21 protein-coding genes and 2 pseudogenes are annotated in these 26,040 nt (G+C 69.6%); 16 read left to right on the top strand and 7 right to left on the bottom strand.

Going from position 1 to position 26,040, the window contains the following annotated elements:
• From KUTG_RS42070 to KUTG_RS42060, 3 genes and pseudogenes are all read left to right on the top strand, one after another.
• A partial coding sequence (locus KUTG_RS42070; protein WP_043725078.1) for a VOC family protein occupies positions 1–476 on the top strand: 476 nt, incomplete at its 5' end.
• Positions 473–1,476: pseudogene (locus KUTG_RS66690) on the top strand (S-adenosylmethionine:tRNA ribosyltransferase-isomerase). The gene KUTG_RS42070 and the pseudogene KUTG_RS66690, both read left to right, overlap by 4 nt.
• A gap of 824 nt (positions 1,477–2,300) precedes the next feature.
• Complete coding sequence (locus tag KUTG_RS42060; protein WP_052396046.1) at positions 2,301–2,603, top strand: STAS domain-containing protein; 303 nt, start codon at positions 2,301–2,303, stop codon at positions 2,601–2,603.
• A 4-nt stretch (positions 2,604–2,607) separates the two neighbouring features.
• Here KUTG_RS42060 and KUTG_RS65480 read toward each other — a convergent pair whose 3' ends face one another.
• The 3 genes and pseudogenes from KUTG_RS65480 to KUTG_RS42050 all read right to left on the bottom strand — a co-directional run bounded on the left by KUTG_RS65480 (position 2,608) and on the right by KUTG_RS42050 (position 6,626).
• Positions 2,608–5,970: an AAA domain-containing protein gene (locus KUTG_RS65480; protein ID WP_052396045.1), complete on the bottom strand. Its 3,363-nt coding sequence runs from the start codon at positions 5,968–5,970 to the stop codon at positions 2,608–2,610.
• A gap of 34 nt (positions 5,971–6,004) precedes the next feature.
• Positions 6,005–6,217 (bottom strand): annotated as a pseudogene (locus KUTG_RS66685) (caspase family protein); the annotation flags it as partial.
• Between the two features lie 46 nt (positions 6,218–6,263).
• Complete coding sequence (locus KUTG_RS42050) at positions 6,264–6,626, bottom strand: hypothetical protein (protein WP_043725075.1); 363 nt, start codon at positions 6,624–6,626, stop codon at positions 6,264–6,266.
• Positions 6,627–6,673: 47 nt separating this feature from the next.
• Here KUTG_RS42050 and KUTG_RS42045 point away from each other — a divergent pair, with 47 nt between their 5' ends.
• Complete coding sequence (locus KUTG_RS42045; RefSeq protein WP_157495174.1) at positions 6,674–10,462, top strand: hypothetical protein; 3,789 nt, start codon at positions 6,674–6,676, stop codon at positions 10,460–10,462.
• Here KUTG_RS42045 and KUTG_RS42040 read toward each other — a convergent pair.
• Positions 10,435–11,391 (bottom strand): hypothetical protein, encoded by a 957-nt coding sequence (locus tag KUTG_RS42040; RefSeq protein WP_043725071.1) that lies wholly within the window; start codon positions 11,389–11,391, stop codon positions 10,435–10,437. The genes KUTG_RS42045 and KUTG_RS42040 overlap by 28 nt on opposite strands.
• Positions 11,392–11,512: 121 nt before the next feature.
• On the opposite strand from KUTG_RS42040, the gene KUTG_RS42035 reads away from it, so the two are divergent.
• From KUTG_RS42035 to KUTG_RS42020, 4 genes are all read left to right on the top strand, one after another.
• Positions 11,513–12,424, top strand: coding sequence for a hypothetical protein (locus tag KUTG_RS42035; protein ID WP_052396044.1), 912 nt, complete (start codon positions 11,513–11,515; stop codon positions 12,422–12,424).
• A gap of 225 nt (positions 12,425–12,649) precedes the next feature.
• Positions 12,650–13,291: an SMODS-associated NUDIX domain-containing protein gene (locus tag KUTG_RS42030; RefSeq protein WP_043725070.1), complete on the top strand. Its 642-nt coding sequence runs from the start codon at positions 12,650–12,652 to the stop codon at positions 13,289–13,291.
• A complete protein-coding gene (locus tag KUTG_RS42025) occupies positions 13,288–14,298 on the top strand; it encodes a hypothetical protein (RefSeq protein WP_157495173.1) in 1,011 nt (336 codons plus the stop codon). Before KUTG_RS42030 ends, KUTG_RS42025 begins: the two co-directional genes overlap by 4 nt.
• Positions 14,299–14,706: 408 nt before the next feature.
• Positions 14,707–15,285 carry an SMODS-associated NUDIX domain-containing protein gene (locus KUTG_RS42020; protein ID WP_043725061.1) on the top strand — a complete coding sequence of 193 codons (579 nt, stop codon included), beginning with the start codon at positions 14,707–14,709 and terminating at the stop codon, positions 15,283–15,285.
• A gap of 8 nt (positions 15,286–15,293) precedes the next feature.
• Here KUTG_RS42020 and KUTG_RS42015 read toward each other — a convergent pair whose 3' ends face one another.
• The gene (locus KUTG_RS42015) at positions 15,294–15,965 is read right to left on the bottom strand and encodes a Crp/Fnr family transcriptional regulator (protein ID WP_043725058.1); all 672 of its coding nucleotides are present in this window, start codon (positions 15,963–15,965) and stop codon (positions 15,294–15,296) included.
• Complete coding sequence (locus KUTG_RS42010) at positions 15,962–18,127, bottom strand: NB-ARC domain-containing protein (protein WP_052396043.1); 2,166 nt, start codon at positions 18,125–18,127, stop codon at positions 15,962–15,964. Before KUTG_RS42010 ends, KUTG_RS42015 begins: the two co-directional genes overlap by 4 nt.
• A gap of 159 nt (positions 18,128–18,286) precedes the next feature.
• On the opposite strand from KUTG_RS42010, the gene KUTG_RS42005 reads away from it, so the two are divergent.
• The 4 genes from KUTG_RS42005 (at position 18,287) to KUTG_RS41990 (ending at position 22,890) form a co-directional block, all read left to right on the top strand.
• Positions 18,287–19,354 (top strand): NAD(P)-dependent alcohol dehydrogenase, encoded by a 1,068-nt coding sequence (locus KUTG_RS42005; RefSeq protein ID WP_043725056.1) that lies wholly within the window; start codon positions 18,287–18,289, stop codon positions 19,352–19,354.
• A gap of 13 nt (positions 19,355–19,367) precedes the next feature.
• Positions 19,368–20,792 (top strand): aldehyde dehydrogenase family protein, encoded by a 1,425-nt coding sequence (locus KUTG_RS42000; protein WP_043725054.1) that lies wholly within the window; start codon positions 19,368–19,370, stop codon positions 20,790–20,792.
• Positions 20,793–20,798: 6 nt separating this feature from the next.
• On the top strand, positions 20,799–21,263 hold the full coding sequence (locus KUTG_RS41995; protein ID WP_043725051.1) for a VOC family protein: 465 nt from the start codon (positions 20,799–20,801) through the stop codon (positions 21,261–21,263).
• A gap of 322 nt (positions 21,264–21,585) precedes the next feature.
• Positions 21,586–22,890, top strand: coding sequence for a hypothetical protein (locus KUTG_RS41990; protein WP_052396042.1), 1,305 nt, complete (start codon positions 21,586–21,588; stop codon positions 22,888–22,890).
• Positions 22,891–22,930: 40 nt separating this feature from the next.
• On the opposite strand, the gene KUTG_RS41985 is transcribed toward KUTG_RS41990, so the two are convergent.
• Positions 22,931–23,887 carry an NADP-dependent oxidoreductase gene (locus tag KUTG_RS41985; RefSeq protein WP_043725049.1) on the bottom strand — a complete coding sequence of 319 codons (957 nt, stop codon included), beginning with the start codon at positions 23,885–23,887 and terminating at the stop codon, positions 22,931–22,933.
• Positions 23,888–23,979: 92 nt separating this feature from the next.
• Between KUTG_RS41985 and KUTG_RS41980 the strand changes: the two genes are divergently transcribed.
• The 4 genes from KUTG_RS41980 to KUTG_RS62290 all read left to right on the top strand — a co-directional run.
• Positions 23,980–24,549, top strand: coding sequence for a TetR/AcrR family transcriptional regulator (locus KUTG_RS41980; RefSeq protein WP_043725045.1), 570 nt, complete (start codon positions 23,980–23,982; stop codon positions 24,547–24,549).
• A 308-nt stretch (positions 24,550–24,857) separates the two neighbouring features.
• Positions 24,858–25,301, top strand: a complete 444-nt coding sequence (locus KUTG_RS41975; RefSeq protein WP_043725042.1) for an Hsp20/alpha crystallin family protein — start codon at positions 24,858–24,860, stop codon at positions 25,299–25,301.
• A gap of 32 nt (positions 25,302–25,333) precedes the next feature.
• A complete protein-coding gene (locus KUTG_RS41970) occupies positions 25,334–25,639 on the top strand; it encodes a hypothetical protein (protein ID WP_157495172.1) in 306 nt (101 codons plus the stop codon).
• 146 nt (positions 25,640–25,785) lie between these two features.
• A partial coding sequence (locus tag KUTG_RS62290; protein ID WP_369794673.1) for a DUF6292 family protein occupies positions 25,786–26,040 on the top strand: 255 nt, incomplete at its 3' end.

Genomic DNA, 26,040 nt, shown 5'->3' with positions numbered 1-26,040 from the left:
ACCTGCGCACGCGGATGCACCAGGACGCGTTCCCGGGCGAGGACATCAGCGACCGGCAGCTGCCGGAGGCGGGGGCCGGCCTACGTGAAGCTGGTGACCGAACGCCCGGAGTCCGGCCGGGTGCGCCTGTGAGACCGGTCGCCCTGTGGTTGCCGTACGAGGTCGACGACCTCGCCGCGGCGACGGAGTTCTACACAGTCCGACTTGGACTGTCCGAGGTGGATCGATTTGACGGCGGGGTCGTGCTGCGGGCCGCCGACGGCGCATACGTGGAGCTGGCGACGCCCGGCTCGCCACGGCCGGCGCCGCTGGCGTTCGAGCTGGCCACCCCCGGCGAGGTGGAGGCGGCGTACACCGCGCTGCGTCCACGGTCCGACGAGCTGGTTCGCGGGCCGGGCCGCTATCCCCGAGGCCACTACGGCTTCGAGGTGCGCGGCCCGGCGGGGGCGACCGTGATGATCTGGAGCGAACGATGACCGCAACCGTGGAGTTCACGCTGCCGGCGGAGCTGGAGGCGCACGAGCCGCCGGAGGCCCGAGGACTGTCCCGCGACGACGTTCGGCTGCTGGTCGGCCGACGCGGCACGGGCGAGGTCAGCCACCATCGGTTCAACGAGCTGCCGAACCTGTTGACACCGGGCGATGTGCTGGTCGTCAACACCTCGGCGACGCTGCCGGCCGCGGTGCCGGTGTTGAACGCGGAGCTGCGGCTGCACGTGTCGACCAAGCAGCCGGACGGCAACTGGCTCATCGAACTGCGCACGGCCGACGGTCCGTTCCGAGAGGCTACGGCCGGGGAACGCTACACACTGCCCGGCGACGTCACGGTGACGCTGCTGGAGGCGTACTCGCAGGGTCGCTTGTGGACGGCCACGTTCGATGTTCCTTCCGTGCCAAGGTATCTGCTGGATCACGGCGGCCGATCCGCTACAGCTACGTCCCACGGCAGTGGCCGTTGCCGTTCTACCAGACGGTTTTCGCCGAGCACCCGGGCAGCGCCGAGATGCCCAGCGCCGCCCGGCCGTTCACCGACCGGATCGTCACACGGCTGGTGTCGGCCGGCATCCAGTTCGCGCCGATCCTCCTGCACACCGGCGTCGCCTCACCCGAGGCGCACGAACGTCCCTACCCGGAGCGGTTTTCCGTGTCGGCCACCACCGCGCGCCTGGTCAACCAGGCCCGCGAGGCCGGCAATCGGATCATCGGCATCGGCACGACCGCCGTGCGGGCACTGGAAAGCGCCGTCGAGGACGGCCGCGTGGTGCCGGCACAGGGCTGGACCGACCTGGTGATCACGCCCGAGCGCGGCGTCCGGGTGGTGGACGGGTTGCTCACCGGATTCCACGAGCCGATGGCCTCGCACCTGGACATGCTGGCCGCGATCGCCGACGAACGGCTGCTCATGGCCTGCTACGCCGAGGCAGTCCAAGCCGGGTACCTCTGGCACGAGTTCGGCGATGTGAACCTGTTGTTCTGAATTGGTGTTGGAGGAGTGGGGGCCGCGGTAGCAGTTGCTGGCCGGAAGCGACGTTCGGTCACGGGCGGTGAGCAGGGGGTGGCGGCGTTCAAAGGCGCTGCACACCACCGGCGGGCATTGGCTCGTCACTCACGGCGACGGCGGCGTGGATCACGGCGGCGAAAGGGTGACTGTTGGTGACCGGGCGGTTCGGGTCAGCTACGCGGGCGGTGGGCTCGTGCGGCGGCGGGGGCCGTTGTCGGCCGGCTGGTGAACTGGATCTCACTGGATGATCTGGTCGGTGTTTTCCGGATCCGCAGGCTCACCGACGTGCCCGGCGGGGTCGACGGCGTGGCTCACTGATTGTCCGTGACCCTTGAGTTAGACCCCGATGTTCGAGATAAAGGTCATAAGAGGCTTGCTCTGAAAAGCTTCTCTGGAGGAAGGTTCGCGGTCATGCAAGTTTTATCTTTCTAACTTGCCATACATTCTATTTGGACTTATATTAAGAGTCGTCATATAATTTTCCTTAGTTGTGTTATGAAATCAGCAGCTCAGGCCCGTCCGAACTAACAAGTCGCGGTAGAAATGGAACCCTCCACGAGGAAGCTTACTATTAAGGGTGTAATGCTTTACGAGAGCTGGGGGGGGACATTTATGGCGCAGGGGAGACGGAAAGGTATAAGTTGTGAAACAGATAACCGTTGAAAGTACTAAGTGCCGACCTACTGCCGGCCCTCCGCGGGCCGGACCGGATGGCCACGCCGCCGGTCGGCCCCGTGTTCCGACACCCCGATCCGGACGCGGCGGTGCACCACGTGCTCGGACGCAAGTAGGGTTGCCCGGTGCGAATCAGCAGCGAAGGGACGGAGACCGTGGTCCTCGCCGTGGCCGGCGAGGTGGACCTGGGTACCGCGCCGAGCCTCGAGGAGGCCGTGACCACGGCTGTCTCGACCGCCGGCGCCCACGCCGTGAGAATCGACCTCACCGAGGTCTCCTTCATGGACTCCACCGGCCTGCGGGTCCTCCTGACCGGCCGCCAGGCGGCCGAGCAGCGCGGCATCGCCTTCACCGTGGCCAACCCCCAGCCGCATCTGCTCAAGGTGATGCGGGTCACCGGCATCGACGGCCTGCTGGGTCTTTCCTGACCGGTCAGTTCGGCAAGGCGTCGATGTCCTCGGCGAACAGGCGCCACGCGGGCAGCCGCTCGCCGTCGAGCAGCCCGGCGCGCGCGTGCTGGCGGCGCAGATGCCACGAAGCCGACCCATCCTCACATCCCCGGTCGAGCAGCACCGCCCGAGTCCGAGCGCCGTTCTCGACGACGGCGTCCGCGCGATGCCCGTGGACCGTCTTGTTCAGCTCGACGCGGACGGACGGGCCGTCCAGACGGGCGAACAGCAGGCGCGACAGCTCGTCGTCCCGGCCGGCCGCCACCCGGGTCTTGGCCCGTTCGGCGGCGTCCGCGAGCACCGCGCCCAGACCGCCCTCCCGCCCCCACAGGTCCTGATCGCCCACCACGATCAGGTGCGACTTCGCCCGGGTGATGCCGACGTTCCACAGGTTCAGCTGACGGTTGAGCCACGACCGGCTGCCGGCCGGCATGTCCTTGCTGGCCACCAGGGAGAACACCATCACGTCACGCTCGCCGCCCTGGAACTCGTGCACCGTGCCCACCAACACCTCGGGCTGGTCCCTCAGCCGGCGCTTGAGCGCCGTGGCCTGCGCGGTGTAGGGCGTCACCACGCCGATCTGAGCGCCCGACGGCAGCTCCGCCCGCAGCTTGGTCACGGCCTGCAACACGCGCTCGACCTCGTCCTTGTTCACCCAGGAGCCGCCCGAGCTGCGGGCGGCCCGGCCGGCCCACTGCGACCAGATCACGCCCTCGTCCCGTTCCGGCAGCCGACGCAGGTTCCGGACGTCGGTGAGCACGGTCAGCTGACCGCCGTAGAAGTGCTGGTTGGCGATCTCCGCGATGTCCGGGTGGCAGCGGAAGTGCTCGTCGAGCAGCATGCTGCCGCCCCGGGCGGTCTCGAAGGCGTGGAACGACGAGTGCCGGTGATAGGACAGCCGGTGCTTCTCCAGCCAGTCCGCCGCGATGCCGGCCTCGGCCCGCGCCTGGGCCTCCAGCGCGGGTTTCAGCGTCACGACCGGGGACAGCTGCATCGCGTCGCCGATGATCAGCGCCCGTTTGGCCCGGAACAGCGTGGGAATCACGTCGGCGACGGTGCACTGGCTCGCCTCGTCGATGATCACCAGGTCGAACAGGCCGGGCTGTGTGGGAAAGCGCCGGATGCTGCGGGTGGTGACCGCCCAGCCGCCGACCGCGCTCAACACCGGCGGCACGTCCGGCCAGTCCGGGGACCTCGACGCGGAGGCGTTCATCAGCCGGAGGATCTTGGCCTTGCCGCCGATGGCTCGCTCCCGAACCACACTGTCCAGCACTTGCTCGGACGCGTCCTGCACGGCCTGCTGGCACCGTGCAAGCGCCTGCGTCTCCACATCGTCCGGCGGAAGTTGCGCGACCACAGCCCGGCCACGAGTCCACTCCGCATCGACCTGGAACCAGGCCGCCAGCGCATGGCACGTCTCCACCGTCGGTTCCTGGTGCCAGGCAAGTGACTTCAGATAGCGCCGCCGACGCCATGTGGCCAGCAGGCGAGCGTGCGCCAGCCGGGATGCCTTCGCAGCATGGGCATCCAGATTGACGACCGTGGCGAATACGGCCCGCAGTTCGGCGGTAGACCGCCCAAGATCCGCCGCCGCACGGTCGCGGCTCTGGCCGGTGGCGAGGAGCTTTCGCTCCGCCTCCGCCTTGTCGGCCATCGCCTTCGTGACGACGTCCAGGTCGCGCCGTGCCATCGCGAGCCGGGCCAGGGCGGTGCTGCTGTTCACCGGCGGCGGGGTGATCGTGGCCAGCAGCTGGAGCGAATCCCGTTCCCGCTCCCGGTAGTTGACCGGACGGCTGCTGCCCGTTCGGACGACGGACCCGGGCACGAGCTCCTGGCACCGGTCCGACACGACGTTGACCGCCTTGTTGTTGGTCGACGCGACCAGCACCTTCTGGCCGTTGGCGACGGCCGTCGCGACGAGATTGGCCACCAGCTGGCTCTTGCCGGTGCCCGGCGGCCCGGTCGCGACGGTCAGCCGGTTGACCATGGCCGACTCGATGACGGCCTGCTGGCCCTCGTTGAGCCGCATCGGGGTGACCGGTTCCCACTTCGGCTCGACCGGCTGGGCCGCCGGCCCCAGCAGGGCGCCGAGCGCGGTGTTCCCGACGGCCGCGGCCCGCCGGCCGATCTCGTCGAGCTCGGTCGCGACCTGTGAGCTCGACTGGTCGCGGACAGTGCTGATCACGAACAGCACCGCGGAGTTACGGGAGCCGGAGTTGGGCGTGCGGACGTCGATCACGGGTTCGAGCGAGCTCGGATCGAGCAGGCCCATCACCGGCAGCTCGGCGTACTTCTCCAGGGCGCTGCGGACCTCACGGACCATCTCGTGGTGCGCGCCGCCGCGCCACATCGGCCGGAAGTCGTCCGGGGCGGCGCCGCGGAGCTGCGGATGCAGTTCCGGCTCGCCGACGGCACACAGCCGCAGCTCGTCGCCGTCGACCCGGATCTCCACCCGTCGGATGAACAGCGGCGCGAACCGATGCGTGGGGAAGCGCTTGCCGTCATCGGACTTCACCACCACCACGGTCGGATAACCGCACCACAGCTGGGCTTCTTCCTCGATCGCGCGCTCGACCAGCTCGACGGCCTCCGGGGGCGTGGGCACCGACCCGTCCGCCTCCACGTCACCGGACAGCAGCCGTTCCTCCCCCTCCCAGCAGACGTAGCTCTCGCCGACCTCCTCTACGCCCATCAGTTGCATGGACGACGTCTCCGCAGCCAGGCACTTCCGGTAGTACTCGAGCAGCCGCGGCCAGCTGCCCTGCCGGTCCGCATCCAGCGTCGGCGCCTTCGGCGGCGGCAGCTTGATCTCCGACGTGCGCGGCAGCGGCCCCAGGTAGCTGCGCGCGACGTAGATGGGCTCGTGGATGTTGAGCGCGGAGTAGACCGGCATCTGCGGCAGCGAGAACGTCCTGCGCAGCTGCTTGCTGACGTGATCGAACAGCTCGCCCGCGGACACCATGCCGTCGCTGCCGGTGTCGGCGTAGCCGCTGTGCAGCGCCTTCACCAGTTCCCCGGTGAACCTGGAGGGCTGCGGGCCGTCCTCCGTCTCGCCTCCGCCGTAGGAGACCTGGTCGTCGAGGCAGGACGACATGATGAACACGTCCCTGGGCGCGAGCATCGGCTCCTGCCGGGCCCGCTTGCCCCCCTTGGTGCTCAGTCCCCGGGCGAATCCGCCGCTGTGGCAGCAGTCCAGGATGGCCACCTTCTGCGCGGCCCGACACTGTTCCAGCTGCTGGTTGACGTATCCGGCGTCGACGCCGGTGCGCTGGACGTCGTCGTCGGTGTCGGCGGCCACGAAGTGGAACTCGCCGGTGGTGCCGGCGAGTAGCGTGCCGTGAAACACTGATGTAGAGCAGCCCCAGCTCGGCCGGCTCCAGGTCCTCCAGGAACTCGGCGATCGCCTGGCGCATCCGGTCCGCGCTCGGGTCGAGCACGCACTCGACCGCGTCGAAGGCGCCGATCCGCGAGTCCCTGAGGACGCGCAGCAGCTGCTTGACGTCCGCCTGTGCGCAGGTCAGCGTGTCGTAGCTGTCGCACAGGTAGTTGGCGGTGCCGATGAGCAGCGCCCGCCGTCGTTCCGGCCCCTTCATGGTGTCAGCCCCCAGGTGTGCGCGTACGTCGTTCTGACGGACGGGCTCAGATTTCGGTCATCGGCCGCGACAGCAGGCCGCACTGCGGCGTGCCGGCGACCGCCGTCCACGGCTCGTGCCGGTCACAGCGACCGGCCGGGCACACGTAGCCGCCCTGGTCGGCGGCGAGCAGCCGGCGCCGGCGCACCCCGTCCCCCTTCGTGATGTGTCCGTCCACCCGTCTCGCCGCGGCGGCGATGTCGTCGAGCAACCGGTCCCACTCGGTCAGCGATCCGTTGCCGCGCAGCAGTTGCGCACGCAGGTCACGCAGCTGGGAGCCGAACCCCAGGGCCTCGGCCGCGACGGTCGTCCGCCGGGCGTCGTCACACAGGCGGGCCCATTCTGCTCGCTCTTGCGGGTGATCCGTCATCGGGGTATGCGTCCCTGTCCGTCAGTTCGGTGGGGAGGATGGTGCACGTGAGCAAACCGGAAGCCACTTTCGCCGAGGGTGTGCTCGGCGAGGACGAGCGCGACCGGGTGCGCTGGGCGCTCGGCCGGATCGAGGCCGACGGCGAGGGAGCCTGGCCGCATGTGGTGCGGCATGTCAAGGTGCTCAAGGCTTTCACCGACGGTCGCAGCGGCGGGATGGTGCTGCGGGTGGAACTGGCGTTCGAGGGACAGGCGCTGACCCGCGTGCTCAAGGTCGACCGGGTGGACGTGATGGCCCGCGAATGGCTGGGCTATCAGAAGATCCGCCGACGCGGCAACTCCGTGTTCGCGCGGGTGCTCGCCGCGTCTCGCGATGTCGTCGCCCGGGAGCGGCGCAGCCAGGTGCATGACTGGGGCGCGATCGTGTACGACGACGCGTCCGAATTCGACGGTGACGCGTCCAGTCCGGCATGGACGCTGCTGGAGGTGGCCGCCGACCCGCAACGACAGGACGAGGCCGTCACCGCGATCGAACGGCTGTTCCAGGCCGCCCGGTCCACCTTCTACGACGTACGCGGCGTGAACCCGGACGTCTCCTCGCTCATCACGCAGAACCGCAGACTCGGAGTGAGCCTCGAGATCCGGTCCGACGACGGCCCGTCGGCGCCGGCCATGGTGCACCGAATCCTTCGCCGCACAACAACCGGCGGTCCCGACGACTACGCGCCGGGCGACCGCGTGGCCTTCGAGGCCGACGCCGCCGACCCGGTCGTGATCCACGTCGACGGAGCTGAGGCCAGCGCCGGGAGCGGCGTCGTCGTGTCCAGCCGGGGCTCGGCGCGTCGAGAACTGCTGCCGACTCCGGCGATTCCCTGCGCGGATCCCTTCGCCGCGCTGCTCGACGCGCTGACCACCGGTCTGCCCGACCGCGTGACGTCCGCGGCGCACGGAGACCTCAACTGCACCAACGTGATGGTGGTCGACGGGCGGCCGTACCTGATCGACTACGCCGAGTTCGCCGACGGCGTTCCCCAGCAGTTCGATTTCTCCTGGCTGGAAGTGTCGCTGCTGCGGGACGTCTACGCCTCGCGCGATCCGGCCGAGCTGATCCGGCTCCAGCGTGCCCTCGCGATCGGTAGCCGGCTGCTGCATCTTGATGTCGGCGCCGACGAGGTGCTGCGAATCTGCCGTCGCTTCACCCACGCCGACAACCACGACGCACTTCGGGTGCTGCTCACGATCCGCGTGCAGGCGCACCGGCTCTACCCGGCGCAGGCCCGACCCGTGTGGTGGCGTGATCACCTGGCCCAGTTGCTCCTCTCCGCGCACCGCACCCTCAAGTGGCCGGCAAAGATGCAGAGCGTCGCCAAGCTGCATGCCGTTACGGCGGTCGCCGCGGTTGCCACCGAATGGCTGACGGACGGCGACCCCTTCGAGCACTGGGACGTGCGCCTCGACCAGGCCAAGGCCGAACTTGCCCGACACCTGCGGCGCGCATTGCGCGACGCGTCGCCGCAGCTGGCCGCCGACCTTCGCGTCGAGCACTACCTGGAGCTGGCCGCCAACGACTCGCCCTCCGTGCAGAAGCTGCTCGCCGAGTACGACCACGTGGTGCTGAGCGGCGAGAGGGGCAGCGGCAAGACCACGGTGCTGCGCGAGTTCGGGCACCGCCTCGTCGCGGACGACACCAAACCGGTGCCGCTGTTCGTGCACGCCAGGGATTTCCGGCCGCCGATGATCGACCCTGAGCACGGCCGTCTCGGCGTCGTGCACCTGATCCTCGACGACGCCCCGCCGGCCGTGGTGAGCGAACTCCACAGCCTCTACCCCGCGATGCCGATCCTCGCCGCCGGCGAGGCCGTCGACGGCTTCGAGCATGTGGAGCTGAGGAATCTCGACGAACGGGCCATCGAGATCTATCTCTGGCGCCGGGTCCCGGAGGTGGCGGTCGAGAAGCTGCTCGACGCGCTGCTCAACGACCGGGGGTGGCAGCGGCTGAACATCGGCCGACCCCGGGACCTGTCGCTGCTGGTGGACTACGTGGCGGCCAACGGGGTGCCGGACTCGGCCGTCGATCTTCACCGCGCCCTGCTGCTGGCCAAGGTGAACGGTGACGAGCAGGTGCTGCGGGCCGGCGAGCTGCTGGCGATGAACCTGTTGGACCGCAACGAATCGAGACCGGTCGACCCCCGGCTCATCCGGTCGGGCATCGCGGTCATGGACCACGGTCAGATTCGATTCGCGGACAACGCCGACCGCGATCATCTCGCCGCCTCGGGCCTGCGTCGAGGTCCGGCCGCCCCCAACATCGTGGAATGGCGGCACACCGCGCAGCAGTGGCAGGACGCGCTGACCGTGTATGTCGCGCGCCCGGACGTCTCGGCGGACGACGTGTCGGCGGTCGTGGAGAGGGCATCGAGCCCGAAGCGCAAGGCCGAACTGCTGGCGTCGGCGTACAACCAGCCCGCGACGACAATGCAGGAGTTCAGCCGGCAACTGGAGCGCCAACTCCTCCACCCCGACGGCATGTGGGCCAGGCACGCCAGTTCGGTGCTGCTCGAACTGGGCATGCCGGAGCCGCTGTCGCGCGTGATCACGTCGTCGGAGGCGTCCGACCTCGCGCGGTCGGGGGCCTTGACCGCGCTGCACGACCTGCGGCGACGCGCCCGACCCGGTCCGCATCACCGGTCGGCGTCCGTGGCGCTCGTGGCGGCCGCGCAGGCCGTGCTCACCGGGGAAACCAGCCACGAACTTCGTCAGCACGCGTGCTCCGTCGTGGCCGCCGCGAGCCTGTCGGAACTGGGCCTGCTGGTCGCGGCGCAGATCTCGCCGGACAATCCGTGGCCGTTGAACCACCAGGCGAAGACGGCGCTCGACAAGCTGGGCGTGATGTCGACGCCCGCCCTCGACCGGGCCTACTCCACCGCCGGCTGCCTGCAGCTGACCCGTCTCGCCGAGCGGCTGCGCGGTGTCACGACAATCGGCCAGGCGTTCGCCATCCGCCTTGAGCAGGCCTCCATCACCGAACACCTCACCACGCAGGACCGGCAGGCGTGGTTTCCCAGGCTGAGGTTCGGTTTCCTGATGCCGACCGGCCTGCTCGGCGAGCCCCCGCCGGTGGCGGGCAGCGTCGAACAGTGGCTGCACGACGTCGAAAGCGGCCCGGCCGAGCAGGCGGCGACGGCGGCCCACCGGCTGCTGGCGAAGGCGCCCGACCTGGCGACCGAGATCGTCGCTCGCCTCCGCCGCGCGCCGAGCGCCGACCGACTGCTGATCGCGGCCGCGGCCATCGGCGCCGACGACCTCGACTGGGCCGAGGAGCTGGTGCTGCGAATGCTGCCCACGATCGATCCCGCGGATCTGGAGGGGCCGGCCGCGTTGCTGGTGGCGGTGTTCAAACACCACCGCATGCGGGGCATCAGGCTGGCCCTGCGAGCGGCCGAAGCGGTCCGGCGGCGGGATCTGCCGGAGCGGCACTTCGGGCCGTGGACGGTCGCGTTGGGCATCTGCCACGGCGAACCCGGCGAACACGAGGCGCTGATCAACGAGGGCGATGTCGCGCTGGCCATCGATGCCCTGTCCAGCTACGGCTTCCTGCCCGCCGGCGAGCCCGGACCCGATCATGTGTTCGGCGACGACGCCCGGGCCCGGCTGCTGGCCGCGGTGACCGAGGAGAACCTGGTGGACTGGGCGCATGCGGCCGCGACCGCGCGGCTCATCGAAGCGGCGCCGATCATCCTGCGGCACATCGCCAACGGCCGACCGGAGCCGATCCTGCAGAACGCCTACGACTACCTCGTGGCGGCAGATCAGGCGGAACGCCAGCAGATGCCATAGCTGAAGCCCTGTTCGAGACCGTCGAAGCGGGCCACCACCTCGGCCGCCCGGTCGAGGGTGAGCAAGGGGCCGTCGGGCACACCGTGGTGCGGCAACGTGCGGGGCGAAGCACGGTCGGTGCGCCACACGACCAGCGGCCGGCGGCCGGCGTCGAATCGCACCCGGGCCTCGAACATGGCGCAGCTGACCAACGGGTTGAACACGTAGTGGTCGGAGATCGGCTGCCCGTCGCGCACCTGGAACACGATCGAATACGTGTGCGACTCGTTTCGGGCCAGCGGCCGGGGCAGTTCGAGCAGGTACCGGAAGTGGTTGGCGCCCTGGCGGTCCTCGGCGACGATGCGGGCCCCGTGCTGGACGTCGGCGTGCACCTCGCGGTCCAGGTCGGCCGAGTCGGGCCTGCGGGGCACGCTGAACCGGGCGACGATCTGGGACAGGTCGTCGCGAGTGGCGACGATCGTGCGCTCCTCGATCACCTCGGGCGCCTCACGGTCCAGCCGCACCAACACTCTCAGCCGTCGCACCGCCCAGCCGCGTTCCGGGTCGGACGGGTCGACGCGTTTGACGATCACCTGCGCCAGCTTGGCGAACGCGTCGTCGATCCGCCTTCGGGTCGTCCGCTCCGACCACCGGAACTCGGTGCCCAGCAACTCGGTCCTCGTGGACAGCGTGGCGGATCGCAACTCCCGGTCCAGCGCAAGGGCCACCAGCACCACACGCCGTTCCTCCTCGGGCAGGTCCATGTCCGGGATCTGCGCGACGGCGGCGTTCACCAGCCGTCTGACGTCCGCGTTCGAGCAATCCGGGGGAACGTCCGCCCACCGCGCGATGGCCGGTCCTATCACCGTGTGCACGTTCGGCCGGTGCAGGCCCCTTCCCCGGCGCAGAGCCATGAACTCCCGGGTCAGCTCGGCTTCGAACCGCGTCATGCCCCCTCCGCCGCCTTTGGCCGGTGTCGCCGCGGAACGGCCTGGAATTGGCCAGTTCCGGCGCCGCGGCCAGGCCACCATCCACCCGGACAGGCTATCCGGATGTGTGAGGAGATTGTCGGTGTCGGCAGCGCACACTCCCGTCGTCCAGCGGGGCGACTTCGACGAGCTGCGCGAACTCGCCCGCGGCGGGCGGCTCGGCGCGCAGCTCTCCAGCCCGGCCAATGCTAGGCGGGCTCGACTGGACGGGGCGTTGTACTCACTCGTGTGGCCGATCGTCTTCGACCGCCTGACCAGACCGCTGGAGCTGCGTCGCGGCCATCAGCGGTGCGCGACCCGAATGACCCTGCTGTCACCCGATTGTGTCGATGGTTTCCACGACGACGTGGAGGCGGTGGTGGATGGCGTGCGGCGCCGCGCGACGGCGCCGATCGTCGACCTGGAGGCGTGGATCGCCCGAATGGCCAGGTCCGCGACCATCGACGGCTACCGCAGGCGTCGCGGTCTGCTCGGGGCGCCGCAGCGGCCTCGGGTGCCGCGGTGGCTTGCCGACCGGCTCGACGCCGATCCGTGGCTGGTCGCGCTGGCCCTGCACGTCATGGAGTGGGTCGGCGTGCCGAACACCGCGGGCCACAAGCTGTGGCCGATCGACAGCTGGGCGGAACGCCGGGCGAGCGTCACGGGCGACTGGTCGGGCAGCACCACGGAGGCCACCGGCCGCGACGTCGAACGGGTGCTGGCGGCGATGCGCAGCCGGCCGCACTGGTTCGACGCCAACATCGAAAGGCCGTTGGGACGCAAGGAGACGCCCACGCCGATGCACCCGGTCGCGACGCCGCTGACTCTCGCTGCGGAGCGCGACACCGGCGAGGACGTGGCCGAGCGGATGGTGCGGATCATCAGTCGACGGGTCGAAGCAGGTGAGGATGTGCGTGAGGTGACGATCGAGGTGGTGCGGCGGGTCTTCCACGACCGGCTAACCGCCGTCCGCCTGGCCGGGATCGTCGATGCTGTCGTCGAGATCGTCGGCTGACACCGGTTCCCCCCGGTCGGCCGCCGAGCGGACCTCCGCGCGGAACAGGTCGAGCAGTGATTGTCGTTGCCCCGCCGACAACGGCTGTGGTCGTCTGGTCATCAGCTTGTCCCTCCACGACTGCGTCGCCGGTCACTGACGGACGTGCCGGCCGGCGGCGGGTTCACGAGAAAGGAGGTGGGGCTCGTGGTCTGGCGCCCGCGCTCAGCTCCGCCACACGTTCGCGTGTCCTTCTCCGCGATACTGCGGATCCGGGACGACGACGGGATCGTGCTGTTCGAGGCGCGATCCCGGCCGGGGGCGTACACGCCGCCCGGCGGGGTGTACAAGTATTTCGGCCCGGCCACCGACGTGCTGGACCGGTTGGGCTTTCACGGAGACCGGTGGACGGACCGGGAATCCGATATGCGCAACGACATCCGCGGCGTGCTGCCGGCCCGGTCGGTGCCGGAGTTCCTGCGCTGGTTCGACAGCGGCGCCTACCGTGAGGACTCGGACGAGTGTCTGCGCCGTGAGCTGACCGAGGAGCTGACCGAGGTGGGTTTTCCCGCCCTGGCGGCCGATGTGGCGAACTTGAGCTTCACTCATCTCAGGACGGAGGTCGAGGGGCCGACGCCGGTGGCGGGCAAACCGTACCGGCAGCTGCGAAGGTTCGAATTCCACGACATGGTGTGCGCCAACCAGCAGGCGGTTCGGCTGCGGGACCGGATCCTGGAGTTGGCGGCGGATCCCCACGTGCACACGGTCCTGGCGGCGACGTCGGCGGACATCACGCACGGCCGCGCGGGAAAGGCGCTGGTCGCACCGCATGCCGCCTATCTCACCGGAGGCACGCGCACCCGGTCCGACATCCCCTCGCTGCGGTGAACGCGATGGTGACGGCGAACTGCGTGCCTGCCACGGACAGCAGGGCGATCCTGACGGTGACGCTGACACCGGAGCGGGCGGACCTGGGGTGGTCGAGGGTCGTCACTCACGTGCGGGCCGGGCTCTCCCCGTCGGTCGTCGTGGCCGATCTGACCGGGCCGGAGACGCTGAGCTCCGTGTCGGGCATCGGGGAGTCGACGTTCAGCTGGACGCTCGGCCGGCTCGACGGGCCGGCGCTGCCGACGGAAGCCGTTGCGCTACAGGCATTCCTGCCGATGGAATCCTCGCCGCGAGAGCTCGACCTGACGGTGCGGGTGGACATGTCCTTCGCCCGGACGGGACTTCCCCTGCTGCGACGGCGTCTCGACCACCACCATGTGCCCACGCCGTGGCGGTTATGTGTGGTGCTGCCGGCACGTCGGCGGTCCAGCGACGACCAGCCACGCGTGCGCCTGTGCATGGCGGCGGACATCGAGCACTACAGCCGGTTCGGCAACCCGGAGGCGATGGTGGCCCAGGAGAGGCTGTTGCAGGTGCTGCGGCGGGCCAGGGCCCACGCCGGCGTCGAGGAGTCGGCGGTGATCACCGAGGGCGCCGGCGACAGCCAGTTCGCGATCCTGCCCGAGAACCTGGACGAGGCGCGGGTGGTGCCCCTGTTGATCGAGGGGCTCGCGCACGCGATGCGCGACGTGAACCGAGGCCTCGAAAGCCATCATCGGCTGCGCATCAGGACGGCGATGGATCGGGGGCTGCTCACGCCCAGCGTCAACGGCTGGGTGGGCACCGCGACGATCGCCGTGCACCGCTTGCTCGACTCGCCGGCGCTGCGCTCGGCTCTCGCCGCGAACACCGGCGTCGACCATGTGGTGATGGCGTCGAGGACCTTGTTCAAGGACGTGCTCAGGCACGGCTATCCCGGAATTTCACCCGACGCTTTTCGTGAGGTCGGCGTGGACATTCCCGGAAAGGGCTTCAGCGAACAGGCGTGGCTGTTCGTGCCCGGCTGACGCACGCGCTCGCCGACCGGCTTCCAGCCGGTCGGCGAGCACAGCGAGCGTGTGGGCCCGGTCAGATCCGAGCAAGCCCGGCGACCAGAACAATGACGTGACTCTCCATGATTCCCCCTCCCTCGTGAGCGAAGAAGGCCGGCGTCGACCACCGAACGAATCACCCGGGAATTCGCTACCGGTGAATCCGGCCGCATTCAGCATGCGCCGGGCGGTGATGCGGCACAGTGCCGTGCGGCACGCGGCGAACGTGCCATGTGGCTCACTCGGCATGATCGGCCAGAGCCGGCGCAACATGGCCAGCGACTGGCCAGTTCCGGCGCCGCGGCCACGCGACCATCCATTTCGATGCTAGGAGCGGCCGGTCCCCACGGGGCGTGGCGTTCACCCGGAAGGAGGTGGGAGTCCGTGTTCTGGAAACGACGTCCGCGGCCGGTGCGGGTGAACTGCGCGGCGGTGTTGCGGATCCGGGTGGACGACCGGATCGTGCTCGTGGAGTCGGCGTTGCGACCGGGGGCGTTCGCCCCGCCGGGTGCGGTGCTGCGGTACACGGAACCCCTGGGGCGGCTGGGCTTCGAGGCCGACGACGACCATCACCTGCGCGGAACCCTGCCGATCAGCTCGATCGAGGGGTTCGTGCGGTGGTTCGAGAGCGGGACGGGCCGTGAGGACGGGGAGGAGTGCCTGCGGCGCGCGCTCGCCGAGGTTCTGGCCGAGTTCGGGGTGCCCGGCCAGAACCCGAGCTTTGATCGGTTACGCCCGAAGATCGAGTTCTCCGGGGCCGAACTGCGGTGTTTCGAGTTCTACGACCTGGTGAGCCCGGTGCCGGATCGGCTGCTGGCGCTGGCGGCCGATCGCCGGGTGCACGCCGTCGCGGCCGTCGGCCCGGTCGAGGTGGCCGCCGGGCGCGTGGGCTCGGCATTGATCGCGCCCCACACCCGCTACTTGACCTGCGACAACACGATGTCGGCGAAGAACTCCCCGTAGCGGTCGGCTCAGAGGCGGGCCAGGGACCTCAGCACGTCCGGCCGTTCCACCACGATCCGTCGGCGCCCCGTGCTCAGCACCCCTCGGGACCTCAGCATCGCCATCGCCCGGGCCACCGCCCGCCTCGACGCCCCCAGCTGGTTGGCGATCTCCTCCTGCGTGAACGGCGTGTCGATCTCGATGCCCTCCGCCGTCGTCCGCCCTCGTTCCTCCATCAGCCGCGCCAGGTGCCGGGCCAGCCGGTGGCTGATGTCCAGCTCCACCGAGACCACCCTGGCCCCCTCCGCCTCCCGCAGCCGCACCGCCAGCGACTTGATCACCGCGATCCCGATCTCCGGCCGGCTCCGCAGGACCCCTTGGAACTGCTGCGCCGTCAGCTGCACCACCGTCGTCGGCTCCACGCTCCGCACCGACGCCGTCCGCTCCCACCCGTGCAGCGCCGCCAGCTCCCCCAGCACATCCCCCGGCCCCCGCAGGGCGTACACCAGCTCCCGCCCGTCCTCCAGCAGCGTCGACACCCGCACCCAGCCCTCCACGATCACGTGCAGGAAGTCCGAGGGATCGTCCTCCCGGATCAACACCTCATCCGCCCCGAACTTGCGCCTCACCCCGCCGGCCAGGAGGTATTCCCGCTCGCCCTCGGTCAGGTACGACAGCAGACTCCCCCGCGCCGGATTCATGTGGCCCGCTTTTGCAGGACAGTCAAGATTTCGCGAACAGCGGCGGCATTGGGGTGGCCATCGCCGTACACCTGCACATGATCGTTCAGCAGATCCTGAAAGACCTCGACCGCATTGAGAAGACCACCGTCCTGGATCTGCCTCGTTGCGACATCCCAGCGAAGCTCCAAGGTGAAGGGATGATCGGAGCCCAGTATGCGGTCGGCATCGGACAACAATGCCCGCAGCTCGGTGGCATCAAAGCCGCCTCCCGCCTGCTCGCGCCAGGTCACGAGACTGCGGCGGACAGTCAGGGTCTCCAGATGGTCGGGACCCAGCACTCGGAGCATATCCAGCAGTAGCTCCTCGAGCATCGCCACGGCGTCAGCCATGTCGCCACGCTCGGCCAGGCAGTTCGTCAACTGCCAGCGAGCCAGGATTGTCATCCGGTTATCCGGGCCTTGAACACGGAGGTAGTCGGCCACCAGCTCTTGCCAGGCAGAGACCGGATCGGTGGACTGCCCCTGCCAGTGGGCGAGAAGGTACCGAAGGCTGAGGACAAAGGCATCTTCGGCGCCGAAAATCCGCGTGCCGTCCTCGATGATGCGGTCGAGCTCGGAGGCGGCGGCCACTGTGTCTCCGGCTTCCCCGGCGCACTGAGCCAGCTGGGCGCGGCTGTGGAACACGTTCGGGTGGTCCGGTCCGAGAATCTGCCTCTGGAGATCGGCCAGTTCGGCCAGAAGAACGGCCGCACCGGCCGGGTCTGCCGCCACGCCCTGCCAGAACGTGCCCTGATGCCGTGCGTCGAGGGTGATGTGATGGTTCGGCCCGACCTGGTCGACAGCAGTGGCGTGCAGGCGTTCGAAGTAGGCAGCGGCCGCCGCATCCTGCCCGGAACCACCCAGGCTGGCGCCTGCCACGAACAGCACTCCGACATCGGCACCGTCCGCACTCCACAACGTCGATCCGGCCGATTCCTGCAGGGCTGCGGTATTGGCCAGGAGGATGCGCTCGTCCCGTGCAGCCTCCGACCAGAGGTCCATGAGGGCGTCGGCGGCGATGCCCACAGACACAGCTAGGTCATTGGTCTGCTCACGCACCACGCGTTGCAGGAGATTGTGCACGCGGAGCGTGTCGGTGGCCTCGTCCAAGGTGGCGAGGCTGAGGCGGTGCAGGCAACGTAGGGCGTCGCGGGCGTCGTCCGCGTGGACTGGCTCGGGACCGAGGTAGTCCAAGACAACCGGTGTCGTGAACAGACGCGCGGGGATGCCGTTGGGGTCCAACAAAGCCGCGATGCGGAGCAGCGGGCCGGCTAAGCCTTCGGGGCGGAGGCGGTCGGCCAGCTCGATGGACAACGACCAGGTCTCCGTGACGGCGTTGCGGTAGTCGTCGGGGCGGGCGCTGGGTTCGGGCACCAGGTCGGTGAGGCGGCGTTCTGCGAGGCGCGTCCGGTAGTCCGCGCAGGTCAGGCCACGGTCGAGGATGTAGGCGGCGGCCTGGGACAAAGCCAGCGGGAGGTGGCCCAGGTCGGAGGCCAAATCCGAAGCCGAGGAGAGCTGGGCAGAAGAAAGCTTGGCCTCCAGGTACTGCAAGGACTCCGAAGGGCTGAAGAGGCCGACGCGAACCACCGAGCGGCCGGCGGTGAGGGCGTGGTCCTCGCGGCGGGTGGTGACGACGGTGCGGCCGGACGTCGGGGGCCAGAGGCGGTGCAGGTCGGCGGGGTCGGTGAGGTCGTCGAGCACGACGAGCCAACGGCGGCCGGTGGCCTCCAGCCAGGCCAGGAAGCGGGCGGCGGCCTGGTCCTGGTCGGGGTCCGCACCGCCGGTGATGTCGCCGATGGCCTGGGCGTAGCTGGCGACGACGCTGGTGCGGGAGGTGGCGGTGACCCACACGACCAGGTCGACCTCGCGCTGGGACCAGACGCGGTGGGCCAGGGCGGCGGCGAGCTGGGTCTTGCCGACGCCGCCGAGGCCGGTCAACACCAGGCACCCGGAGGACTGGGAAGCCAGCTCGGTGTCGGCGGAGCGGAGCTGACGGCAGTCGGCCAGCGGCGGCACGACGCCGACGCGGTGGGGCCAACTGACCGGCGAAGCGGCGTGAACGTGCACGCCGCCGGAGATGCGGCCGGCCTGGACTGCGAAGCCGACGAAGGAATCCCGGATGGAGTTGCCGACCTCGTCCATGAACCCCCTCCCCTGCGCCGTAACCACAGTAGAGCGTTCGGAGCGAAGGTTCTGCCCGCACGGCCGGCGACGGGTGCCGCCAGGATGCCCCCTGGCTAACGTGAGGGTGCTGACCATCGACGAGAGGCCCGCGGTGACCGACGACGTTCACTCGAAAGCATGACAACGACGCGGGCGATGGTGCTGCGCGGCTTCGATCGGGGATTCTCCCTGGAGGACATCACCCTCGACGGCCCGCGGCCGGACGAGGTGCTGGTGGCGATCGCCGGCGCGGGCATGTGCCACACGGACATGCTGCCCCGCGACCCCGAGATGGGGGCGGCGCTGGCGCCGATCGTGCTGGGACACGAGGGAAGCGGTGTGGTGACGGAGGTCGGCACGGCGGTCACGGGGATACGCCCCGGCGACCACGTGCTGCTCAGCTTCGCCTCCTGCGGCGCCTGCCGCGAGTGCCTCCAGGGCGGCCCGGCGTACTGCGAGGAGTTCGAGCTCCGCAACGTGAGCGGCGGATATGCCGACGGCAGCACGAGCGCGGTCGACGCCGAGGGCCAGCCGGTGCGCAACCGGTGGTTCGGCCAGTCCTCCTTCGCCCGCCACGCGGTGGCCGCCCAGCGTGACGTCGTCGTGGTCGATCCCGACCTGCCGCTAGCGCTGCTAGGCCCGCTGGGCTGCGGACTTCAGACCGGCGCGGGTTCCGTGCTCAACGAGATGCGGCTGGCCCCGGGGCAGTCGATCGCGGTCTTCGGCGCGGGCCCGGTCGGGCTGGCGGCGGTGATGGCGGCCAAGCTGGCCGGGGCGAGCGACATCGTGGTGGTCGACCTTCTCCAGTCACGCCTGGAGATGGCCACGGAGCTGGGCGCCACCCGCACCTACCAAGCCGTCACCGACGAGGTGCGCGGCATGGACTTCAGCCTTGAGACGACCGCGGTGGAAAAGGTCGTCGGTGACGCGATCGCCGTGCTGGGACGACGGGGCAAGGCGGTGCTGGTCGGCGTGGGCGCCGGGATGCTGACAGTGCATCCCTCGCAGCTGGCCGGCCGCACGGTCACCTACACCCTCGAAGGCGGCGCGGTCCCGAAGGTCTTCCTGCCCCGGCTGATCGAGTTCTGGCGGGACGGCCGCTTCCCGTTCGACCGCCTCATCCGCACCTATCCCCTCGACGACATCGACGCCGCCGAGCGTGACTCGCTTTCCGGCGCGACGATCAAACCCGTTCTGCTGCCCTGACAAAGGAGCATCCATGTCCTCCGCCATCGCCGACATCGTGTCCGCGGACGCGCTCGACTTCGCCGCCGACGGCGCCTTCGACGTGATCAACCCGGCCACGGGCGAGGTTTTCGCGCAGGCGCCCCAGATCGGCGACAAGGCACTCGACCTGGTCTTCGCCACGGCACAGGACGCCTTCCAGAGCTGGCGGCGGGACGAGGGCGTCCGGCGCGCGGCCCTGCGGGCGGCGGCCGACGCGGTGGAGAAGCGGGCCGGCGAGCTGGTCCCGGTGCTCACGGCGGAGCAGGGCAAGCCGCTCAACGACGCGTTGGAGGAGATCGGCGCGGCGGCGGCCTGGCTGCGCTACTACGCCGAACTCGAGGTGCCCCGCGAGGTGATCCAGGACGACGCCGTGGCGTACCAGGAGGTCGTGCGCAAGCCGCTGGGCGTGGTCGCCGCCATCACGCCGTGGAACTTCCCGCTGGCGCTGGCCTCGTGGAAGATCGCGCCGGCCCTGCGGGCCGGGAACACGGTGGTGCTCAAGCCTTCCCCGTTCACGCCGCTGGCCACGCTGGCCCTGGGCCAGGTGCTGCGCGAGGTGCTGCCGGACGGCGTGCTCAGCGTCGTCACCGGCCGCGATCCGCTCGGCGCGGCCATGGTCGCGCACCCGGTGCCCCGCAAGGTCAGCTTCACCGGATCGACCGCCACGGGCAAGAAGGTCGCCGCCTCGGCCGCCGACGACCTCAAGCGCGTGACGTTGGAACTCGGCGGCAACGACCCGGCGATCATCCTGCCGGACGTGGACGTCGCCGCGATCGCGCAGGACCTGTTCTGGAGCGCTTACCGCAACAACGGCCAGGTCTGCCTGGCCGTGAAGCGGGTCTACGCCCACGAGTCCATCCACGCCGAGCTGGTCGACGCCCTCGCCACCATCGCCGCGACGATCAAGGTCGACGACGGCGTGGTCGCCGGCGCGCAGCTCGGTCCGATCAACAACCGGCCGCAGTTCGCCCGCGTCAGCGAACTCGTCACCGACGCCCTCGGCCGTGGCGCCCGCGCGGTCACCGGCGGCGCTCCCCTCGACCGCCCCGGCTACTTCTACGCCCCCACCATCCTCGACCACGTCGACGACGGCATCCGCATCGTCGACGAGGAGCAGTTCGGCCCGGTGCTGCCGGTGATGTCCTACCGAGACGAGGCCGACGCCCTGGCCCGGGCCAACCGCACCAACTACGGCCTCACCGCGTCGATCTGGTCCGGCGACGCCGAGCGGGCCCTGGCGCTGGCCACCGAAGTCGACAGCGGCCAGGTGACCATCAACAGCCACGGTGCCGGTGTCCGCCCCAATCTGCCGTTCGGCGGCCACAAGTGGAGCGGTCTCGGCGTCGAGAACGGTCCCTGGGGCCTGTACGGCTTCACGGAGCTCCAGGTCCTCGCCGGTCCGCCGCGCCGGAAGTGATCGGCCATGGCGGACTCGGACCGATTTGCCCTCACGCAGCCGCGCTGGACCCACATCGCGCTGCCGACCGGTGACCTGCCGAAGGCCATTGCGTTCTACACGGAACTGACGCCGCTGGTTGTCGTCGCGCAGTTCGAGGACGACGCCGGGGAAAGCGCCTGGCTGTCGAACGCCCAGCAGACGGAGACGCCGTTCGTGCTGGTCCTGGTGTCGTTAAAGGAGACGGCCGGCGGCCAGCTGGGCCTGCTCAAGCCGTTCGCGCACATCGGTATCGAAATGCCGAGCCGGTCCGATGTCGACAGCATCGCGGATCGGGCCCGCGAGATGGGTGTGCTGCACTGGGAGCCGCAGTACGTGAACGAACAGGTCGGCTACGTCTGCGCGCTCCGCGATCCCGACGGCAACACCATCGAGTTCTCCCACGGGCAAAGGGTGTACGAGCTGGTGCGCAAACTCTGGGATTCCCGGTGACGGCCCAGTGCATTGTTCGGAGCAGTTTCGACCACCCGGCCTACACCACGTACATATACCGCAAACGGGATCGGCAGTTTCCGCTGGGCACACGCGCGCAGCACGGTTCGCACCGGTACGCCGATCGAGTGGAAAAAGGCCACCCGAACGGCCCGTAACGCTCGACCTGCGAGTACCCGGACGGCCGTATCCGTACGGAACACGGCACAGGGGATGCCATCGCTCGGCCGAGCGATCTCGAAATCCGGAATGACAGGGTGGCCTTCCGCCGTTCAGGCGATCACAACAATTGCCCACGACTCTGACTGTTACGATCCGCCGCATGGATCCGACACCGGCGCTCATGCCGCTGCTCATGAACGCCAAGCCGCTCAAGGACATCCTGAAGGTCAATCCGGAAAGATGGAACGCGTTAGCGGAAAGGCTGGCGACGACCTATCCGATCGTTCCCAAGAAGGACATGGTCTATACCCTGTGCACGGTCTACTACGCTTTCGAGCGTACCCCGCTCATCGTGCCGGCCACGGCCGCCGGCGCCCTGACCAAGGACGTGGTCGACTTCCTCCACGTCTTCATGACCGCCAACGGCCAGTGGGACCACCTCAACCGGCAGCCCTGGTTCACGAGCCGTGAGTACGTGATCGGCATCGACGTCAACTTCTACCCGAACCGGGCCCAGCAGCAGTACAAGCTGACGCCGCAGTTCCACAAGGACACCGGCGGCAACAACATCTTCGTGAACCTGCTGTTCGACAACAAGAACCCGATCGAGGCGACCGAGTGGTTCGTGGACGTCGAGGAGCCCGGCGACCTCCGCAGGAAGTGGCAGGATCAACTGCTGCCGGAGGAGCACCGCAAGGAACTCACCAACCTGCGCGCCTACCTGCGGAGCCACCGGGTCGACCAGCAGAGCCTGCTGATGGTGGAGGGTGGTGTCCTCGACGGCGAGAACATCTGCGTCTCCTGGGTGGACGACCTGGTCTGGCACGCCACGCCGTCGGTGAACGAGCGGATCACCTACAGCGCCGCCATCGCCAAGGCCGACTACGACGCCGCCAACAAGGCGGCCTCCGTACTGGCCGAGTGGCTGGAGACGCACGAGCATCTCGACTACTACAACGACTTCGCCTACCTGACGTACAAGAGCGCCAGCAGCTCGGTCGACATCCATCTGGTGGAGCTGATGGGCACGATCGCCGACGACCCGACCACCAGGCTGGTCGAGTGGTTGGCGGAGGCGAAGAAGCGGCCCCAGGACGTCGACTGCGACCTGGCCGTCAACGCCTGGATGGCCCTGTACGCCAAGGACCGCGCGACGTTCGACCAGGACGTCGCCAAGCGTGAGCGGGCGTCCTGGCGCATGACCGGGGCCGTCTCCGAGGCCAATGCCGCCGACCCCCGCCTGAAGGCCGACCCGGCGTACGGGAAATCGCCCAACATCATGGAGCCGCCGGTCGGCCTGTCCACGCTCCGGCGCACCAACAGCGCCGGCTCCGAGATGACCAGGCAGCGCCTCAAGGAGGTGGCCGCGCTCAACGCCAAGGTGCCTCGCCGGTTCATCCGGACCTGGGTGCGCGTCCTGCCCAGCACCAGCGCAGAGGTGAAGGGGTCCGGCTTCAAGTTCTGAGCCGTGGGCGTGGAGTCCCGGCGCGACCTCTTCACGCTAATTAGAGGTCGATGACGACCTTGCCGTGCACGTGCCGGCCGGCCTGGAGCTCGGCCGCGCGGCGGATCTGCTCGACCGGGAAGCTCGCCGCGACAGGCACCCTGAGGTGGCCCGCCGCGATCAGGCGGGCGATCTCGTCCAGGGCGCCGACAGCGGCGTTCGCGCCGTTGGCCGTCGACACGCCGTCGACCTGCGCGGCGATGGCGCAGATGCGGGCGTCCGGGACGCCGAGTTCCCGTGCGGTGTGGACCGTGTCCGTCCCATGCAGGTCGATGGCGGCGGTGACCCCGTCGGGAGCGAGGGCGCGGACCCGGTCGGCCAGGCCGTCGCCGTAGGCGACGGGCTCGGCTCCGAGATCGCGCAGGAAATCCGACGATGTCGCCGATCCCGTCCCGATCACGCGCGCTCCCGCGATCCGGGCCAGCTGGACAGCGAACACCCCGACCCCGCCCGCCGCGCCGCCGATCAGCACTGTGTCGTCCGGGCCGGGGTCGATCACGGCCAGGGCGGCGGATGCCGTGCGGCCGGCGATCGCGAGGGTGGCGGCGGTGCGGTCGTCGACGCCGTCGGGGGTGTGACAGGCCTCGTTCGCCGCGACGCCGCCAGCCGCATCGACCACCACGAAGTCGGCGACCGCGCGGGACAGGGCGCCCCCGAACACCCGGTCGCCCGGGGCGAAGCCGGTCACCCCGGCGCCGACCTGGTCGACCACTCCCGCGTAGTCGGTCCCGAACCCGACCGGCAGGCTCAAGCCGAACCGGGCGGCGGTGTCCGCGTCGGCGGTCATGATCCAGTCCATCGGGTTGAGGCCGGCCGCGGCGACCCGCACCCGGACCTGCCCCGGGCCGGCCTGCGGCACGGGAATCTCACGGACGTCGAGGACTTCGGGGCCGCCGAACGAATCGAGCTGGACCGCTCTGCCGCTGGCCGTCGACGGGCGATCGCTCGGTTGCCGCATGTGCGCCTGTCTCCTTGAGACCGAGGGAACGTTGAAACGGACTACGCTCCGTTTCCATGGATGACCCTAGCACAACCGGAGCGTGATCCGTTTTGAGCGAGACGGAGACACGCGCGCCACGGTCGGACGCCATCCGCAACCGCGACCAACTGCTCGCGGTGGCGACCCGCATGTTCGGGTCGGCCGACGCCGAGCCGTCGCTGCGGGCGATCGCCCGCGAGGCCGGGGTCGGCATCGCCACCCTCTACCGGCACTTCCCGACCCGCGAATCGCTGGTCGACGCGATCTACCGGGACCAGGTCGCGCGGCTGACGACCGGTGCCCGCGAGCTGCTCGGCCAGCTGCCCCCGGCCGCGGCGATGCGACGCTGGATGGACATGTTCGGGGACTGGATCGCAACCAAGAACGGCATGCTCGACACGCTGCTCGCGATGATCGAGTCAGGCGAGATCGCCCATGCGCAGACCCGGACCGAGCTACTGGCGGCCATCACCACGATGCTCGACGCCGGCCGCGCGGCGGGCGACCTCCGCTCCGACGTCACCGCCGACGACATCGCCGCCTCCCTCATCGGCATTTTCACCGTGGCCCCCCGGCCCGAGCACGAAGCCAAGGCCGGTCGCCTGCTCACCCTCCTGATGGACGGCCTCCGGCCGGTGTGAGCCCGGATCGAGGCACACCGCGGCACCACCCCGTTCCGCGACGACGTGTCGGTTCGATTTCCGGCCTTCGGCCTGCTCCGACTCGGTGACGACCCGCTACTCGACCACCGCTACGACCAGCGCCGCCGGCTGCTGACCGCCGCGCGTCGACGTTCGGGGCAGCGCCCACAGCCGAGGCAAGCCGCGTTCGAGCGCGAGCTTCTCGCACGCTGTCATCCTATCGACGACATCTGACTTGTCATCATTTGGACGACATGCTACAACTGTGGTGCGCGTTGACACCAGACGAAGGACGTGGAGGTGGAACGATGTTGATGCGCACCGATCCGTTCCGGGAGTTCGATCGGCTGGCCCAGCAGGTTTTCGGCGCGGCCAACCCGGGGACGTGGTCCCGTCCGGCGGCCATGCCGATGGACGCCTACCGAACGGGCGAGGAGTTCGTGGTGCACTTCGATCTGCCCGGTGTCCATCCCGAGGCGATCGAGTTGGACGTCGAGCGCGACGTGCTGACCGTCAAGGCCGAGCGCCGTCCGCTGCACGGCGCCGAGAACGTGCAGACCCAGGTCGCCGAGCGTCCGCTGGGGGTGTTCTCCCGCCAGCTGTTCCTGGGGGAGGCGCTGGACACCGAGCACATCACCGCCCAGTACGAGCTGGGCGTGCTGACGTTGCGAATCCCGGTGGCGGAGAAAGCCAAGCCGCGGCGGATCGCCATCGACAACGCGAACGCGGAGACCAGGCAGATCAACGCCTGACACCCGGCCCCGCACGAGCCGGAGGTGGCGCGATGACCACGGAGTCCGTAGCCGACGACAGGGTGGGTGGCGAATTCCTCGACCTCCTGTGCGCCGACGACGAACTGGTTCGCGCCGAGTTCGACGCCATCATCGCGGCCGAGTGGTCCACGCCGCCGGATCCGGCCGAGCCTCGCCCGGCCGCGATGCCACCGTCCGACGTGCCGCCGACCCTGCCGCCACACCGTGGCCGGTTCGGCGCGGTCGATCGACGATGGCCCCGAGCCCGGTCGCCGCCGGAACGCGTCCTGCTCGGCAGACGAGGCCAGGGAGGTGATGCTCGATCGACGATGTGGTGATGCGACGGGCGGGCCATCGGCCCGCCCGTCCTCCTGAATCCGAATGATCAACCACTGGCGAAAGGAACACGGTGCACAGCGCGCCGAAGCTGGCCGACAGCCCCATCGAAGCTCGGCGCACAGCCGACCTGACCGAGTTCACCTGGATCGACGCCGACACCTTCGATCGCGGACTGCGCGCGTACGTGACCGCCGTCGCCCGCGCGCTCGGCGTCGGAGAAGAATCGACCACGGTGGACAGCACCGTCCCGGCATCTGCCTACCTGGCACTCGACGGGACACCACCGGCTTTCCCCGACCGCGAGCTGGCCCTGCTCTGGGACGAACGCCACGGCTGGGCCGCGGCCGTGGAGACGCATTCCGGCGAGGATCTCCTCGTTCTTGGTTATCTGGACCCGGCA

It is taken from the genome of Kutzneria sp. 744, from assembly GCF_000568255.1.
GTDB lineage: Bacteria > Actinomycetota > Actinomycetes > Mycobacteriales > Pseudonocardiaceae > Kutzneria.
Note: the sequence above shows the minus strand (reverse complement) of the source record. Positions and strands in the feature narration are given on the sequence as shown.